The organism is Pseudomonas sp. B2M1-30 (genome assembly GCF_025447575.1).
Lineage (GTDB): Bacteria > Pseudomonadota > Gammaproteobacteria > Pseudomonadales > Pseudomonadaceae > Aquipseudomonas > Aquipseudomonas botevensis.
Genome location: NZ_JAOEJT010000001.1, coordinates 563565 through 579288, shown reverse-complemented (window position 1 = coordinate 579288; position 15724 = coordinate 563565). Strand labels below are relative to the sequence as shown.

13 protein-coding genes are annotated in these 15724 nt (G+C 61.5%); 4 read left to right on the top strand and 9 right to left on the bottom strand.

Translation table 11 applies throughout. The annotated features are described in order from the left end of the window. Positions 1-134: 134 nt before the first annotated feature. Positions 135-1550 carry an acetyl-CoA carboxylase biotin carboxylase subunit gene (locus tag N8H74_RS02675; protein ID WP_041073867.1) on the top strand — a complete coding sequence of 472 codons (1416 nt, stop codon included), beginning with the start codon at positions 135-137 and terminating at the stop codon, positions 1548-1550. Positions 1551-1561: 11 nt separating this feature from the next. Then, positions 1562-3370, top strand: a complete 1809-nt coding sequence (oadA, locus tag N8H74_RS02670) for a sodium-extruding oxaloacetate decarboxylase subunit alpha (RefSeq protein WP_262146086.1) — start codon at positions 1562-1564, stop codon at positions 3368-3370. 94 nt (positions 3371-3464) lie between these two features. Here the strand turns inward: oadA and N8H74_RS02665 are convergent, their stop codons facing one another. The 3 genes from N8H74_RS02665 to N8H74_RS02655 form a co-directional block, all read right to left on the bottom strand. Continuing rightward, positions 3465-5765: an autotransporter outer membrane beta-barrel domain-containing protein gene (locus N8H74_RS02665; protein WP_262146085.1), complete on the bottom strand. Its 2301-nt coding sequence runs from the start codon at positions 5763-5765 to the stop codon at positions 3465-3467. A 217-nt stretch (positions 5766-5982) separates the two neighbouring features. After that, positions 5983-6819, bottom strand: coding sequence for an amino acid ABC transporter permease (locus tag N8H74_RS02660; protein ID WP_262146084.1), 837 nt, complete (start codon positions 6817-6819; stop codon positions 5983-5985). Next, positions 6816-7637, bottom strand: a complete 822-nt coding sequence (locus N8H74_RS02655; protein WP_217829155.1) for an ABC transporter substrate-binding protein — start codon at positions 7635-7637, stop codon at positions 6816-6818. The genes N8H74_RS02660 and N8H74_RS02655 overlap by 4 nt, the downstream gene beginning before the upstream one ends. Positions 7638-7749: 112 nt before the next feature. Here N8H74_RS02655 and N8H74_RS02650 point away from each other — a divergent pair, with 112 nt between their 5' ends. Next, positions 7750-8649 (top strand): homocysteine S-methyltransferase family protein, encoded by a 900-nt coding sequence (locus N8H74_RS02650; protein WP_262146083.1) that lies wholly within the window; start codon positions 7750-7752, stop codon positions 8647-8649. 90 nt (positions 8650-8739) lie between these two features. On the opposite strand, the gene N8H74_RS02645 is transcribed toward N8H74_RS02650, so the two are convergent. From N8H74_RS02645 to N8H74_RS02635, 3 genes are read right to left on the bottom strand one after another with little or no spacing between them, the layout of a single operon-like run. Next, positions 8740-9411, bottom strand: a complete 672-nt coding sequence (locus N8H74_RS02645; protein WP_217829157.1) for a GNAT family protein — start codon at positions 9409-9411, stop codon at positions 8740-8742. 12 nt (positions 9412-9423) lie between these two features. Then, positions 9424-9870 (bottom strand): GNAT family N-acetyltransferase, encoded by a 447-nt coding sequence (locus N8H74_RS02640; RefSeq protein ID WP_217829158.1) that lies wholly within the window; start codon positions 9868-9870, stop codon positions 9424-9426. 10 nt (positions 9871-9880) lie between these two features. Continuing rightward, positions 9881-10504 carry an FMN-binding negative transcriptional regulator gene (locus N8H74_RS02635; protein ID WP_262146081.1) on the bottom strand — a complete coding sequence of 208 codons (624 nt, stop codon included), beginning with the start codon at positions 10502-10504 and terminating at the stop codon, positions 9881-9883. A gap of 92 nt (positions 10505-10596) precedes the next feature. Between N8H74_RS02635 and N8H74_RS02630 the strand changes: the two genes are divergently transcribed. After that, complete coding sequence (locus tag N8H74_RS02630) at positions 10597-12147, top strand: PLP-dependent aminotransferase family protein (RefSeq protein WP_262146080.1); 1551 nt, start codon at positions 10597-10599, stop codon at positions 12145-12147. A gap of 96 nt (positions 12148-12243) precedes the next feature. Here N8H74_RS02630 and N8H74_RS02625 read toward each other — a convergent pair whose 3' ends face one another. From N8H74_RS02625 to N8H74_RS02615, 3 genes are all read right to left on the bottom strand, one after another. Next, positions 12244-13344, bottom strand: coding sequence for a polyamine ABC transporter substrate-binding protein (locus tag N8H74_RS02625; RefSeq protein ID WP_262146078.1), 1101 nt, complete (start codon positions 13342-13344; stop codon positions 12244-12246). Positions 13345-13355: 11 nt separating this feature from the next. Then, complete coding sequence (locus N8H74_RS02620; protein WP_262146077.1) at positions 13356-14387, bottom strand: histone deacetylase family protein; 1032 nt, start codon at positions 14385-14387, stop codon at positions 13356-13358. 181 nt (positions 14388-14568) lie between these two features. Beyond that, positions 14569-15564 carry an AraC family transcriptional regulator gene (locus N8H74_RS02615; RefSeq protein ID WP_262146076.1) on the bottom strand — a complete coding sequence of 332 codons (996 nt, stop codon included), beginning with the start codon at positions 15562-15564 and terminating at the stop codon, positions 14569-14571. Positions 15565-15724: the final 160 nt, after the last annotated feature.

The window sequence follows — 15724 nt, the reverse complement described above, 5'->3', positions numbered from 1 at the left end:
GACCCAATTTTTATTCATTTTTGTTAATCCCTTGTGAGCGCTAGTGTGAAGCGGCGACCAAATTGAAACATTTGGTCACGCGTCGACCTGGGTCTAGCAGGTCGTGGGTACCACCGGCTCAAGGGAACCTCCAAGTGATAACAAAGATCCTGATCGCCAACCGTGGTGAGATTGCCGTACGAATCGTGCGTGCCTGCGCCGAGATGGGCATTCGCTCGGTAGCGATTTTTTCCGACGCTGACCGGCATGCCTTGCATGTGAAGCGTGCGGACGAGGCCCACAGCATTGGTGCCGAGCCGCTGGCCGGTTACCTGAACCCGCGCAAGCTGGTGAATCTGGCCGTGGAAACCGGCTGCGATGCGCTGCACCCTGGCTACGGCTTCCTTTCGGAAAACGCCGAACTGGCAGACATCTGCGCCGAACGCGGAATCAAATTCATTGGCCCATCGGCGGAAGTCATTCGCCGCATGGGCGACAAGACCGAAGCGCGCCGCAGCATGATCAAGGCTGGCGTACCGGTCACGCCGGGCACCGAAGGCAACGTCTCGGGTATCGAGGAAGCGCTGGCCGAGGGCGACCGCATTGGTTATCCGGTGATGCTCAAGGCCACTTCCGGTGGCGGCGGTCGCGGTATCCGTCGTTGCAACAGCCGTGAAGAACTCGAACAGAACTTCCCTCGCGTGATTTCCGAAGCCACCAAGGCCTTCGGTTCGGCGGAAGTGTTCCTGGAAAAATGCATCGTCAACCCGAAACACATCGAAGCGCAGATTCTCGGCGACAGCTTCGGCAACGTGGTGCATCTGTTCGAGCGTGATTGCTCGATCCAGCGCCGCAACCAGAAGCTGATCGAGATCGCCCCGAGCCCGCAACTGACTCCGGAACAGCGGGCCTACATCGGCGACCTGTCGGTGCGCGCGGCCAAGGCTGTGGGCTACGAGAACGCCGGCACCGTGGAGTTCCTGCTCGCCGAGGGCGAGGTGTACTTCATGGAGATGAACACCCGGGTGCAGGTGGAACACACCATCACCGAAGAAATCACCGGGATCGACATCGTCCGTGAACAGATCCGCATCGCCTCCGGCCTGCCGCTGTCGGTTAAACAGGAAGACATCCAGCATCGCGGTTTTGCCTTGCAGTTCCGGATCAACGCCGAAGACCCGAAAAACAACTTCCTGCCGAGCTTCGGCAAGATCACCCGGTACTACGCCCCCGGCGGCCCGGGCGTGCGCACCGACACGGCGATTTACACCGGTTACACCATTCCACCGTTCTACGACTCGATGTGCCTGAAACTGGTGGTCTGGGCCTTGACCTGGGAAGAGGCGATGGATCGGGGCCTGCGCGCCCTCGACGATATGCGCCTGCAAGGGGTCAAGACCACTGCCGCGTACTACCAGGAAATCCTGCGCAACCCGGAATTCCGTAGCGGCCAGTTCAATACCAGCTTCGTCGAAAGCCACCCGGAACTGACCAACTACTCGATCAAGCGCAAACCCGAGGAGCTGGCCCTGGCCATCGCCGCCGCCATCGCCGCCCACGCAGGCCTGTGAGGAATAGAACAATGAGCAAGAAGATCTTTGTAACCGACACCATCCTGCGCGACGCCCACCAATCGCTGCTCGCCACCCGCATGCGCACCGAAGACATGCTGCCGATCTGCGACAAACTCGACAAAGTTGGCTACTGGTCGCTGGAAGTCTGGGGCGGCGCGACGTTCGACGCCTGCGTACGTTTTCTGAAGGAAGACCCGTGGGAGCGCCTGCGCCAGCTGCGCGCCGCGCTGCCCAACACCCGTCTGCAAATGTTGCTGCGCGGGCAGAACCTGCTGGGCTATCGTCACTACAGCGACGACGTGGTCAAGGCCTTCGTCGCCAAGGCTGCGGTCAACGGCATCGACGTGTTCCGCATCTTCGACGCGATGAACGACGTGCGTAACCTGCGCGTGGCGATCGAAGCGGTGAAGGCTGCCGGCAAACACGCCCAGGGCACCATCGCCTACACCACCAGCCCGGTACACACCATCGAGGCCTTCGTCGCGCAAGCCAAGCAGATGGAAGCCATGGGTTGCGACTCGGTGGCGATCAAGGACATGGCCGGCCTGCTGACCCCGTATGCCACCGGCGAGCTGGTCAAAGCCTTGAAGGCCGAGCAATCGCTGCCGGTGTTCATCCATTCCCACGACACCGCCGGCCTCGCCGCAATGTGTCAGATGAAGGCGATCGAAAACGGCGCCGACCACATCGACACCGCGATCTCCAGCTTCGCCTGGGGCACGAGTCACCCGGGCACCGAATCGATGGTCGCGGCCCTCAAGGGCAGCGAATTCGATACCGGCCTGGATCTGGAACTGTTGCAGGAAATCGGCCTGTACTTCTACGCCGTGCGCAAGAAGTACCACCAGTTCGAAAGCGAATTCACTGCCGTTGATACCCGTGTTCAAGTCAACCAGGTTCCGGGCGGGATGATCTCCAACCTCGCCAACCAGTTGAAAGAGCAGGGCGCGCTCAACCGCATGAACGAAGTGCTGGCGGAGATCCCGCGAGTACGTGAAGACCTCGGCTTCCCGCCGCTGGTGACCCCGACTTCGCAGATCGTCGGTACCCAGGCGTTCTTCAACGTGCTGGCCGGTGAGCGCTACAAGACCATCACCAACGAAGTGAAGCTTTACCTGCAAGGTGGCTACGGCAAGGCGCCGGGCACCGTGGACGAAAAGCTGCGTCGTCAGGCCATCGGCAGCGAGGAAGTGATCGATGTACGTCCGGCGGACCTGCTCAAGCCGGAAATGACCAAGCTGCGTGCCGACATCGGCGCACTGGCCAAGTCTGAGGAAGACGTGCTGACCTTCGCCATGTTCCCGGACATCGGGCGCAAGTTCCTCGAGGAGCGTGCCGCCGGCACCCTCACGCCGGAAGTGCTGCTGCCGATTCCAGAGGCAGGCAAGGTGGCCTCGGCGGGCGGCGAAGGCGTGCCGACCGAGTTCGTCATCGACGTTCACGGCGAGACCTACCGCGTGGACATCACCGGTGTCGGCGTCAAGGCTGAAGGCAAGCGTCATTTCTATCTGTCCATCGATGGCATGCCGGAAGAAGTGGTGTTCGAGCCGCTCAACGAATTCGTCGGCGGTGGCAGCAGCAAACGCAAACAGGCTTCGGCTCCGGGCCATGTCAGCACCACCATGCCGGGCAACATCGTCGATGTGCTGGTCAAGGAAGGCGACAACGTCAAGGCCGGTCAGGCCGTGCTGATCACCGAAGCGATGAAGATGGAAACCGAAGTCCAGGCAGCGATTGCCGGCAAGGTCACCGCCATCCACGTCGCCAAGGGTGACCGGGTGAACCCGGGCGAAATCCTGATCGAGATCGAAGGCTGAGATAACGGCCGCGATTACAACGCTTTAAACCTCGGGGGAGCATGTGCTCCCCTTTTTTTGTCTGCGGGAGCCGCCGCCCCCACAGAAACCTGCCTCAGAACGCCATTCGCCACTGGCCGGAAATGCCGTGATTGCGGCTGTCGGTGCCGATCTCTCCAGTCAGGCCGAGTCCCAGGGTGTGGTGGGTCGATACGCTCAGATCCAGCCCGGTGTCGAGCGTCAAGCTATTGCGATCCAGCTCGGCGCCATACAGGGTGTAGTCGCGACCGCCGGTAACCAGGCGTTGGCGAGTGCTGGTTTCAGTGTCGCCGTAAACGTGTTTCCAGCCAGCGCTGAACCGTGGCGTCAGGCGCATGCCGTTATCCAGGGTGGCGACTTTTGCCAGGCGCAGGCCGAATGTGCTGTTCAGGTTGCCCTGGGTTTGATCCTGCACCTTGAGCGCCGCCGCTCCGCCGTTCTCGGTATAGCCATCGTGTTGATAGCGCTGGTAACCGACGCTGGCGAAAGGCTCGAGACGGACACCGCCTCGTCCCAGGTTGTAGCCCAGTTCGGCGAAGGCTTGCTGGGTGCTGGCGTCGTAGTTGCCCTTGAGGCGATCGGTGAATCGGCCGAAAGCGACTTGGCGTCGGGTGCTGCCCTCGTGGCTGCTCCAAGTCGCGCCGAGCCGTAGCGACATCGGTCCGGACTGGCGCAACGCGTAAGCGCCGAGGTGCCAACTGTCGAGTTCGCCGTCCAGTTCGCGGCTGTCCATCCGGGTATCGGACGTGCCGCCCATGACCCCCAGTCGCCATGCTTCATTGAGGCGCCAATCCGCGCCCACCAGCAGGCCCTTGGTGGTGTGCTGCATGGGCTCCACGTCACGATCCAGCTTGCCTCCGTGCCCCAGGGCCTGAAGCCAGACTCTGCCGGTGTCTGCGCTGCCTGCCGCGTGGCGTGGTGCGTTTCTTTGGCTGCCGTGGAAGTTGTCGAGCTGGTGCATGGCCGAGAGCAGGCTGGCGTTGACCGGAGTAACACTGCTCAGGGTTGCCTTTGCGAGGTTGGCGTTGCCGCTGCCGGCCAATTGTTCGAGGGCGATGACGGCCGTGGCTTTGTCGGAGGTGAGCAGGGCGGCGACGGCTGCGTTGCCTGGAATGGACGACGCCGCAGCCGTGGCGGGAGAGGTTGCCGCGTGAGTCAACGCCGCTGGCCGGGACGTTTGGGGCTGGGGCGCCTGGGACTTCTGAGCGTCAGGCTTGGCTGCGCTTGGCCGGGCCTGTGGTTCATCAATGCTTTTGCCGAGCGCTTGAGCGTTTTTTGAGCCGGAAACATCTTCAAAGCGCACATCGTTGCGGGCATAGGTCAGCGTCGCTTGAGTATCAGAGTAGGCCAGCGTCGGGGTCATGAAAGCCAGACTGCTTTTGACCTGCCCGAACTCACCTTCAATCTTGCCGGCATTCAATACCGTGTAGTCAGTACGGGGCGCATGGTCACCCGGTATGCCAAGAACGTTCAGCGTGGCATTGCCGAGGGTCGCGGTCCCGTTGACCACGATGGGCGAGGCGCCCTCGCTGGCCGACACCACGTAGATCACCTCTGCGCCTCTGGATAACGCCAGGTTGCCCCTGATGGTTGGGCCGTTGTCTTTCAGGGCGAGCAGGGCGCCGTTCACGTACAGGTTCTGCACATCGCCGTTACCGGCATAGGTCGCCGAGGGGTCAACAAGGGCATCTCCTTTGATCGAGCCATTGTTCACCAGCGCCGCGCCGGCCTTGACCTCGGCGCTACCGTTGAAATCATGGCCGAGGGTCCAGGCCCCTTTGGCGACCCGTACCTCTTTGAAGTTGTTCGTCCTGCCGATCTCGCCACCTTCTCGGGCGTTCAGCAGCAAACCGTTCTGGCCGGCGCCGCCGTCAATGAGTCCGTCCCACCGGGCGCCGTTGTTGATCACGAGCAGATCATCGGCCTCGCCCAGCTGCAGGGACAGGCCTTCGTTGTTTTCGAGTCTTTCTGAAAGCGGGGTGTGCTGGGTGGTGTAGGCGTGCTGAAAACTGTCGAAGTTGTTTTCTGTGGCGACGCTAGCATTCGTTGGCGTGGGATGATCGAACCCCACCGCTTCGTAGAAGGCCTCATCGAATACGATGGGCGCGCGGGCAACGATGGGTTCTGCTGTCGCAGTCACCTGGGCGTCAATTGATGGGGCGGGAGAAGAAGGTGTCTGCTCGAGCTGGGCGCTCGGCTCGTCAGAGCCAGCAATGGGCGGTGTGGACTTGGCGGCGTTCTTGCGCTTTTTCTTGGGTTTCACCTCCACATCGACCTGCGGTTCCACTTGCTCGGCCTGCGAAACCCCGGCACAGCCGACGGCCAGTGCCACTGCCAGGACAAGATGTTGGAGCTTGTATCTGTGTTGAATGAGCATCCAGTGCGACCTCCGATTTCAGGAAGCCAAACTGTACGAAGACGGGCCAGGTGGCGGCTGTCAGCCGCTTCTTGCAGCGACGCGGGGCACATCGCTTTCTGTTCTGCGGAAAATGTCCTGTGATGTTGAAAGCGCTCGTCTTGCCCCGTTGTCGCGGTGCCCTTTCCTACGAATTTTCCGGACGTTGTCGGATTGCCAGGTCATTCGCCCCTTCATCTCATTCACGTCGCAGATACGCCTTCCCGTAATGTCGCTCCATCCGCGCCTGTATCAACTCCAGCCCGATCGACATTACCCAGTAAATGATGGCAGCGGTCGTCAGCATCTCGATGTAGCGATAGCTGGAGCGTCCGTATGACTGCGCCAGAAACATCACTTCCCACACGCCCATTACCGATATCAGTGACGAATCCTTGAGCATCGAAATGAATTGGTTGGTGGTGGGCGGGATGATGGTGCGCATCGCTTGAGGCAGCGTGACGCGCCAGAAAATCACGGTTTCGCGCATGCCCAGTGCCAGTGAAGCCTCGCGCTGGCCGTAGGGAACACCAAGGATGCCGGCGCGGAAGATTTCGCTCAGGTAGGCGCCGTAGTTCAGTGACAACGCGATGATCCCGGCAACGACAGCGCCTGGCACGATACCCAGCTGCGGCAAGCCGAGGTAGATCAGCAGGATCTGGATCAGCAGCGGCGTGCCACGAAAGAACGAGGCATAAAAACTGGCAATGCCGAACGCCACCGCGCTTTTCGAAAGGCGGGCGAGGGCTGTGACAAAGCCCAGTAACGACGAAGCGACAATCGAGCACAGGCACAAAAACAGCGTCAGTACCGCGCCTTGCAGGAAGCCGTTGGGTGCGAGGTGCAGACCGACCAGATTGGGCAGCTTGTCGAGGATGATCGAGAACTTCAGGTCGAAGCTCAGGAAGAATCCGGCGAACAGGCAGAACATCGCCGCCCATGTCAGGTACAGGCGTGTGCGAAACCCGAAGAGTCGTCGCAGACGTGATTCAGCCACCGGTTGCGGTGGCTGTGGAGGTGTCGGGAAAGAGGTCATTTACTGATGTCGGCGCCGATCCATTTCTGCGACAGCTTGCTCAAGGTGCCGTCCTGTTTGAGTTGGGCGAAGACCTCGCGCACCTTGGCATTCCACTGCGCATCACCCTTTTCGATGGCGACCGAGTTCGGCTCCGAGTACAGCGCCTCGCCGGCCAGCTTGAAGCGCTTGTCTTCGTTCAGCCGTGGTTGCGCGGTGACGAGGTTGGTCAGTACGGCATCCAGGCGCACGCCAGCACCCAGCCCCAGGTCCTGGAAGGCCACGTTGTCGGTATCGTACGGCGCGATCTGCACGTCTTCGAACGGGTATTGCAGGCGCGTGTCTTCGGCACCTTCGATGACCAGATTCTTGTTCAGATAACTTTCGTAGCTGGAAGCGCTGGTCAGGCCTACTTTTTTACCGCTCAGATCCTTGGCGCCGTGAATGCGATCATCCTTGGCGTTGACCACGATTACCGCTGGCGAGGCGTAATACTCGACCGGAAAATCAAAGACTTCGGCGCGGGCCTTGCTCGGGGTCATGGAGCAGATACAGATGTCGTAGCGTCCGCTCCAGTGGCCGGCCGCGATGACATCCCAGGACGGCGTTTCGAGGCGTAGCTTGACTCCCAGTTTGTCCGCGACGGCTTTGGCGACATCAACGTCAAAGCCGTCGAGCTGGTTTTGCTCGTTGAGAAACGAGAAGGGCGGGTAGCTTTCCATCAGGACCCCGACCAGTTCTTTCTTCTGCTCGACGCGATCCAGCGTGACACCGCCAAAGGCTTGGCCGGAGATGGCCAGAATCGTCAGGCCTGCGGCCAGTAGCGGTTGTAGTTTCACGGTCGGTCCCTGATAAAAAATAGGTTGTGATTAACGGAATGGTGGGTATTAAATAGTTATAAGAGCTACTCTGGTAGTGAGTTATTTTCATAAGCATATGAGCGAAAAGCATATGGGCGCAGGAAGCACGGTAATTCTTGATGGCGGCATGGGCCGTGAGTTGCAACGCGCCGGGGCGCCATTCCGGCAACCCGAGTGGTCGGCGTTGGCGCTGATCGAAGCCCCGCAAGCCGTTGAGGCGGTTCATGCCGCCTACATTGCCAGCGGTGCCCATGTGATCACCAGTAACAGTTACGCCGTCGTACCGTTTCACATCGGTGAGGAGCGTTTCGCCGCAGACGGTCGCGTGCTGGCGGCGTTGGCCGGTGAGCTGGCGCGGCGTGCGGTGCAGGCTTCGGGGAAAAACGTGCGGGTGGCCGGGTCGTTGCCGCCGCTGTTCGGCTCCTACCGGCCGGATCTGTTCGACGCCACGCGGGTGACTGAATTGCTGGAGCCCTTGGTCAACGGTCTGGCACCCCATGTTGATCTGTGGCTGGCGGAAACCCAAAGTTCGATCATCGAGGCGCGAGCGATCCATGCCGGGTTGCCGAAGGATGGCAAGCCATTCTGGCTGTCTTTCACCTTGAAGGATGAGGACACGGATGAAGTGCCGCGTTTGCGCTCCGGTGAAGCCGTAACCGAAGCGGCGGCGGTGGCGGCCGAACTGGGTGTCGAGACATTGCTCTTCAATTGCAGCCAGCCTGAAGTGATTGGTGTCGCGATCGATGCGGCGCGCGACACGTTTGAGCGTCTTGGTGTGAAGATTCACATCGGCGCTTACGCCAATGCTTTTCCGCCCCAGCCGAAAGAGGCGACGGCCAATGACGGACTGGACCCGTTGCGCGAGGATCTTGATCCGCCGGGGTACTTGCATTGGGCGCAGGACTGGCGACTGCGCGGCGCCAGCCATTTGGGCGGTTGCTGCGGAATCGGGCCGGAACACATCGCCGTGCTGGCACAGAAACTTGCTTGAATGAAAATCAAAAGATCGCCGCCTGCGGCAGCTCCTGCATGAGACTCAGGTAGAAGCTGCCGCAGGCGGCGATCTTTTGCTTTGCGGGTTTTAACCCCGACACTCAACCAATCCCTTCACCTGCCCGTCCGCCGCCTGATTCTCATCGCTCAACCACCGCTCGAACCCGGCGGCAATTGCCGGCCATTCCGAGTCGAGGATCGAGTACCACGCGGTGTCGCGGTTCTGGCCTTTGACAACCATGTGCTGGCGGAACACCCCTTCAAAACTGAACCCCAGGCGCTCGGCGGCGTATTTGGAGCGGGCGTTGCCGTTGTTGCATTTCCATTCGAGGCGGCGGTTGCCGAGGGCGAATGATTCTTTCGCCAGCAGGTACACCGCTTCGGTGCTTTTCGGCGAGCGCTGCATCGGCGCGCCGAAGGTGACGTGACCGATTTCGATACGGCCCTGGGCCGGGACGATCGACATCAGGCTGAGGATGCCTTGCACCTGGCCGCTGGTGCGGTCGATGATGCTGAAAAAATATGGGTCGCTGTGGGCCGCGTGATTGTTCAGCCAGTCATTGAAGGCGCTGCGCTCCGGGAACGGGCCGTAAGGCAGGTAATCCCAGAGTTTCGGGTCGGCGCCGGGGCCTTGCAGGGCGTTGAACAGGTCATCGCCGTGGCGCGCCGGGTCGAGTTTTTCCAGACGGATGAAGCGGCCTTCGATCAGGGTGGTCGAAGGCGCCGCGACGCCTTTCCAGTCAGCAAGTGAAGTGGTCATGAACGCTGTTCCTTAAATGGCTTTGCGAAACTGGATGAAGCCCGGGCGCTCGGCGATGCGCTCGTAGAGCTGGATCGCCGTGGCGTTGGTTTCGTGGGTCAGCCAGTGCACCTTGCAGCAACCGTCGGCCTTGGCCGTGGCGTAGACATGCTCGATCAGCAGACGACCGACGCCGGTGCCACGGGTCTGTGGCTCAACCAGCAAGTCCTGCAGGTAGCACGAGTTCTCGATACTCCAGTTCGAACGATGGTAGATGAAATGCACCATCCCCACCGCTTTGCCATCGGCCCAGGCGAGGGCGGCGTGGGTCGGTTCGTCGGGATCGAGAAAACGTTGCCAGGTGCTCTGGCTGACGGCGGCCGGCAGTTCGGTGTTGTAGAAACGCAGGTAAGCCTGCCACAGGGGCAGCCAGGCCGCGTGATCGTCGGCGTTGACCGGGCGGATGTCGATCTGACTCATGGAGATTTCCTTAACGCATCAAGTGGGCGAGGGTCTGGTCGGTGACGTCGGGGCTGGCGGCCAGCCCTTCGCGTACACCGGCGATGTCGGCGGGGCTGCGGTTCTGGCTGAGCTTGCGCTTGCCTTCGAGACGATCGATGGGAATGGCAAAACCGACGATCGCCTTGAGCATGCCGTCGATGTAGTCGGCGGGCGTGTCATCGACTTTCCACGGTTGCGCGCGGCCGGATTCGTGGCGGTCGGTGAGGGTGCTGACGATGTCGAGCAGTCGTCCGCCGTCGCTGAAGGTTTCGGCGTGACCGTAGGCGTGGACGGCGATGTAGTTCCAGGTCGGCACGACTTTGCCGTGTTCGGCCTTGCTCGGGTAAAAGCCCGGGCTGACGTAGGCGTCGGGGCCGGCAAAGATCACCATCGCTTCGGCGCCGTCGCGCAGGTCTTTCCACTGTGGATTGGCCTTGGCCAGGTGCCCGTACAGCGTGCCGTTCTCGCCTTGTTCGCGATGCAGCAGGACCGGCACATGGCTGGCCTGCAAGCCGTGTTCGCCGTGGGTCACGAGAATCGCGAGGCGGGTGGCGAGGATCAGTTCGTGCAGTTGGGACAAGTCTTCGATGGCGAAGGCGCGAGGCGTGTACATGGAGAATTTTTCCTTGGCGAATGCCTGCATCCTAGGCAGGCTATTGGTCTGTTGTAAGAGCCATTCAAGACCAATTTCATAGGTCCATTGCCATGCCTGAATCGCCCGTGTTGTCGCTGCCGTTCAACCCGGCGGGAATCGAGCTGGATCGTCGCAAGGGTTTGAGTCGTCAGCTCTATCAGGCCCTGCGCATGCGCGTGCTCGACGGGCGACTGGCGGGCGGCACGCGGTTGCCGGCCAGCCGCGATCTGGCGGCGGCCCTGGCAATTTCCCGCAACAGCGTCGTGCGAGCCTACGATCAGCTTTACGCCGAGGGTTTTATCGAGGGCCGAGTCGGGGACGGAACCTATGTGGCGCAACTGCCGCAGAAGCAGCTTGCGAGCAAAAAATTATCCACAAAATTATCCACAGGGTTTTCAACAGGCTTACCCACAGCTTTATCCACAAATTCGCCGGAATTACCTGGGCATTCATCCAGTAAAGTTATCCACAGCGGCGCGTTGCAGCGCCTGGAAAATAACCATTTACCCCGCCCGCCCAGTGGCCCGCCCCGTGCATTTCGGGTTGGCGTGCCGGCCTTCGATCTGTTCCCGTTTGACGTCTGGGCCAAGCTGAATGCGGCTTTCTGGCGCAAACCGGATTTGCAGCAGCTGTGTTATGGCGATCCGGCGGGTGACAGGCGTTTGCGCGGTCTGATCGCCGCTTATTTGCGCAGCTCGCGCGGCATGCAGTGCTCGGCTGAACAAATTGTGATCACCAGCGGCGCACAACAGGGCATCAGCCTTTGTGCACAGTTGCTGGTGGAGCCGGGCGACGGTGTGGGCATCGAAAATCCCGGTTACCGCGCCGCCGGTCATGCCTTTGCCGTGGCCGGCGGCAAACTGCGGGGTATTGCGGTGGACGAGGAGGGCATGGACTGCGCGGCGCTGGCGGCAGCCGGTGATTGCCGCGTGGCCTACGTCACGCCTTCCCATCAATACCCGACCGGCGTGGTCATGAGTCTGGCGCGGCGCCTGGAGCTGCTGGCCTGGGCCGAGCGCACGCAGGGCTGGATCGTCGAGGACGACTACGACGGCGAGTATCGCTACACCGGCGCACCGCTGGCGCCGTTGGCGGCCCTCGATCGGCAAGGTCGGGTGCTGTATGTCGGGACGTTCGGCAAGGTCGCTTTTCCGGCGCTGCGCCTGGGGTATCTGGTGCTGCCGCCGGGCCTGGTGGACGCGTTTTCGCAACGGCGCGCGGTGGATGTCCGGCACTCGGAGGTGAGCACCCAAGTGGTCATGGCCGAATTCATGGCCGCCGGGCATTTCCAGCGGCACATCCGGCGCATGCGGCGCGCGGCCCTCAGTCGGCGCAATGCCTTGCTGGCCGGTTGGCCGGACGTCGCGGGTGTCGGCCCGTTGCCGTCGGTGGCGGCGGGGCTGCACCTGACCGTGAGGGTCGAGAGCATGGCCCGGGAGTGTGAGTTGGTCGAGTTCGCGCAGGGTGTCGAGGTCGAGGTCAATGGCCTGAGCAAATACTGGTTGCCGGGCAGTGAAACCCCACCGGATCAACGGGCCGGCCTGGTGTTGGGCTTCGCCGCCGTGCCGGAGGCCGACATCGCCGACGCGCTGGCCCGCCTGAAAAAGGCCTGGGGTGGGTAGTCGATAAATTACCGCAGATTGATGGGCAGGGCGGCGTTCCCTGGAGGCTGCCCCGTCATCGAACGATGACGGGGCAAGTGTTGCGCAGGCGATGGCTCAAGTGCCGGATTTGATCTTGGTCCAGGCCCGGGTACGTGCCCGCTCCGCATCACGCGGCAACGGTTGCAGGGTGTAGAGCGTGCTCATGGCGGCGTCGGTCGGGTACAGGTTCGGGTTGTTGCGGATCGCCGGATCGACCAGTCCGGTGGCGTCTTTGTTCGGGTTTGGATAACCGACAAAATCGCTGACCGGCGCAATCACCTGCGGTTGCAGCAGGTAGTTGATGAAGGTGTAGGCGTCCTGCGGGTTCTTCGCGCCTTTCGGGATGGCGAGCATGTCGAACCAGATCGGTGCGCCTTCCTTCGGCAGACGCATGTCGACCACCACGCCGTTCTTCGCTTCCCTGGCACGGTTGGCAGCCTGGGAGAAGCTGCCGGAGTAACCGACCGCGACGCAGATGTCCCCGTTGGCGATATCGGCCATGTACTTGGACGAGTGGAAGTAGGTCACGTACGGGCGGATCTTCATCAACAGCGCTTCAGCCTTGGCGTAGTCCGCCGGCTGCTTGCTGTTCTGATCCAGCCCCAGGTGTTGCAGGGCCAGCGGCAGGATCTCCGACGGCGAGTCGAGCAGCGCCACGCCGCACTGCTTGAGCTTGCTGATGTTTTCTTCCTTGAAGATCAGGTCCCAGCTGTCCACCGGTGCGTTGTCGCCCAGCGCAGCCTTGACCTTGGCCGGGTTGAAGCCGATCAGGATGGTGCCGTACATGTACGGTACGGCGAACTTGTTGCCCGGATCGTTGGCCTCGATCAGCTTCATCAGTTTCGGGTCGAGGTGGTTCCAGTTCGGCAACTGGCTGCGATCCAGCGGCTGGAACACCCCGGCCTCGATCTGCTTGGCGAGGAACACATTGGACGGCACCACCACGTCATAGCCGGAGTTGCCGGTCAGCAACTTGGCCTCCAGCGCTTCGTTGGTGTCGAAGATGTCGTAGACCAGTTTGGTCTGGCTGTTCTGTGCCTTGAAATCCTCCAGGGTCTTGGGGGTGATGTAGTCGAACCAGTTGTAGACGCGCAACGTGCGTTCTTCGGCGTGCGCCGCGCCGCCAAGCAGCGCGGCGCACAGCGTGGGGGCGATAAAGCGCTTGAGTCTGTTCATGGTGGTTTTCCTCATTGAGCGCTTTCGAAGCCTTCGAGCACGTTCACCGCGTTGATGCCGATTTCCTCCACGGCGTAGCCACCTTCCATGACGAACAGGGTTGGCTTGCCAAGGGCGGCGATGCGCTTGCCCATTGCCAGGTAGTCCGGGCTGTCGAGCTTGAATTGCGAGATCGGGTCGTCCTTGAAGGTGTCGACGCCGAGGGACACGACGATGATGTCGGCGCCGTAGGTGTCGATCTCGGTGCAGGCGCGATCCAGCGCCGCGCTCCACACATCCCAGCCCGAGCCGGCGGGCAATGGATAGTTGAAGTTGAAGCCTTCACCGGCGCCTTCGCCCAGCTCGTCGTCGTAGCCGAGGAAGAACGGGAACTCCGCTTCCGGGTGACCGTGGATCGAGGTGAACAGCACGTCGCTGCGCTCATAGAAAATCGATTGGGTGCCGTTGCCGTGGTGATAGTCGACGTCGAGGATCGCGACTTTTTTATGGCCCTGATCGAGGAAAGCCTGAGCGGCGATGGCGGCGTTGTTGAGGTAGCAATAACCGCCCATCAAGTCGCCGGCGGCGTGGTGTCCCGGTGGGCGACACAGGGCGAAGGCGCTGTGGGCGCCGCGCTGGATTTCCGCCTGGGCGGTCAACGCCACCTGCGCGGCGCTGTAGGCCGCTTGCCAGGTGCCGGCGGTGATCGGCGCGCCGCCGTCGAAACTGTAATAACCGAGCTGGCCGTGCAGGCTGGTCGGTTTGACCTGGCGCAAGGTGCGCGCTGGCCAGGTGTAGGGCAGGAGGTCGCCGTCGGTGTTGAATTCGCTCCAGCGCGCCCATGCGCCTTTGAAGAAGTCGAGGTAGTCGCGGCTGTGGATGCGGGCGATCGGTTCGAGGCCAAAGTCCTTCGGTGCTTCCACCGGGCCGAGGCCCTGGCTCCGTACCCGTTGCAGCACATGGTCGGCGCGGGACGGCATCTCGAAGCAAGGTTTGAGCTGGCCGTCGATGAGTTCGCAGCGACCGTGGTGCAGGTGGTGATCGTCAGAGTAGATCGTCAGCATTTGTTGTTCTCCGCAGGGCTGATTCGGTTGCCCACAGTGTTGCGGCGCACGACGGATCGGAGAACGGCGGGAGCGGCCAAAAGGAGATCGATATGGCCAAAAATGCTGACCTGAATTCGCCCCTTTTCAACACGGGCCGCCCCATTCAGGCGCGGCGTGCAGACCCGCAAAAAGGGGAAACTCAGTGCGGGCGGAACTGGCTCGGCGCCACGCCGCTCCAGCGCACAAAGGCATGGCGGAAGCTCGCGGTCTCACTGAAGCCCAGCGTCTCGGCGATGCGATAGATCGGCAACTGATCCTCGCACAGCATCTGCTTGGCCCGTTCGAAACGCAGTTCGTCGAGCAGTTCCTGATAGCTGCAACCCATGTCCTTCAGGTGCCGGCGCAGGGTGCGCGGCGAGCAGTTCATCTGCTGCGCCAGCCCTTCCAGCCCCGGCGCGGCATTCAGCTGTGCGCCGAGCAACTGGCGGATGCGCCCCAGCCAGGCCTGGCGGCCGGTGAACTCGGTGTTCTGTTTGCGGCAGCGCTCGGCCATGGCCTGATGGGTGATGACGTCGGCCAGCGGCAGCGGCTGATCGAGCCAGCGTCGGTCGAAGGCAAACGCGTTGTCTTTGGTGCCGAATTGCAGCGGGCAGGCGAAAGGTTCGGCGTAGCTGTCGCGATAGTCCGGTGCCGTGTGCTCGAAACGGCTGGCGAGCAGTGGCAGCGGATGGCCGAGCAAGTCATCGCAGATGACCTTCAGCGACACCAGGCAGAACTCGGCATTGAACGCCGCCATCGCCGGGCTTTCACGGTAGTCGGCAGCGACAAACCAGACTCGCTCGCCGTCGTCTTCCAGGCTCAGTTCGAAAAGTGTTCCCAACAGCGCCGGATAACGGATCGCCAGGCGCAAAGCGTCACCGAAGGTGGCACTGGTGAGCAGCGCGTAACCGAGCATGCCGTAGGACGACACATGCATGCGTCGGCCCAGTTCGAGGCCGATATCGTGCTTGAGCGCGACCGCATTGGCGCAGACCTGCATCTCCTGATTGGTGGTGATGCGCGTGTCCGCCCGGCTCAGATCCGCCGCACTGATACCGCTGCCGGCGAGCAACGCCTCGCTGGACAAGCCTTCGGCCTTGAAGGTGTTGAGCACCAGAGAGACGGCGTTGAGGGTGGTGAGGTGGGAGTGCAGCATAGGGGCGTTCCAGGCGAGGACGGGTAAAAGGCAGCAAGTAATGTGCCGTATCTATCATCGACAAACTTTCATTATTAAATGATGTGGTTACTTTGGTTTATTAATAATTAACTTATTAATATGAATGTATTTTGATAGAGCTTTCCCCATCTAAATTTTA

Coding starts and splice junctions, on each gene's coding strand:
- oadA (WP_262146086.1), top strand. CDS start 1,562: ATGAGCAAGAAGATCTTTGTAACCGACACCATCCTGCGCGACGCCCAC.
- N8H74_RS02665 (WP_262146085.1), bottom strand. CDS start 5,765: ATGCTCATTCAACACAGATACAAGCTCCAACATCTTGTCCTGGCAGTG.
- N8H74_RS02660 (WP_262146084.1), bottom strand. CDS start 6,819: ATGACCTCTTTCCCGACACCTCCACAGCCACCGCAACCGGTGGCTGAA.
- N8H74_RS02650 (WP_262146083.1), top strand. CDS start 7,750: ATGGGCGCAGGAAGCACGGTAATTCTTGATGGCGGCATGGGCCGTGAG.
- N8H74_RS02645 (WP_217829157.1), bottom strand. CDS start 9,411: ATGACCACTTCACTTGCTGACTGGAAAGGCGTCGCGGCGCCTTCGACC.
- N8H74_RS02640 (WP_217829158.1), bottom strand. CDS start 9,870: ATGAGTCAGATCGACATCCGCCCGGTCAACGCCGACGATCACGCGGCC.
- N8H74_RS02635 (WP_262146081.1), bottom strand. CDS start 10,504: ATGTACACGCCTCGCGCCTTCGCCATCGAAGACTTGTCCCAACTGCAC.
- N8H74_RS02630 (WP_262146080.1), top strand. CDS start 10,597: ATGCCTGAATCGCCCGTGTTGTCGCTGCCGTTCAACCCGGCGGGAATC.
- N8H74_RS02625 (WP_262146078.1), bottom strand. CDS start 13,344: ATGAACAGACTCAAGCGCTTTATCGCCCCCACGCTGTGCGCCGCGCTG.
- N8H74_RS02620 (WP_262146077.1), bottom strand. CDS start 14,387: ATGCTGACGATCTACTCTGACGATCACCACCTGCACCACGGTCGCTGC.
- N8H74_RS02615 (WP_262146076.1), bottom strand. CDS start 15,564: ATGCTGCACTCCCACCTCACCACCCTCAACGCCGTCTCTCTGGTGCTC.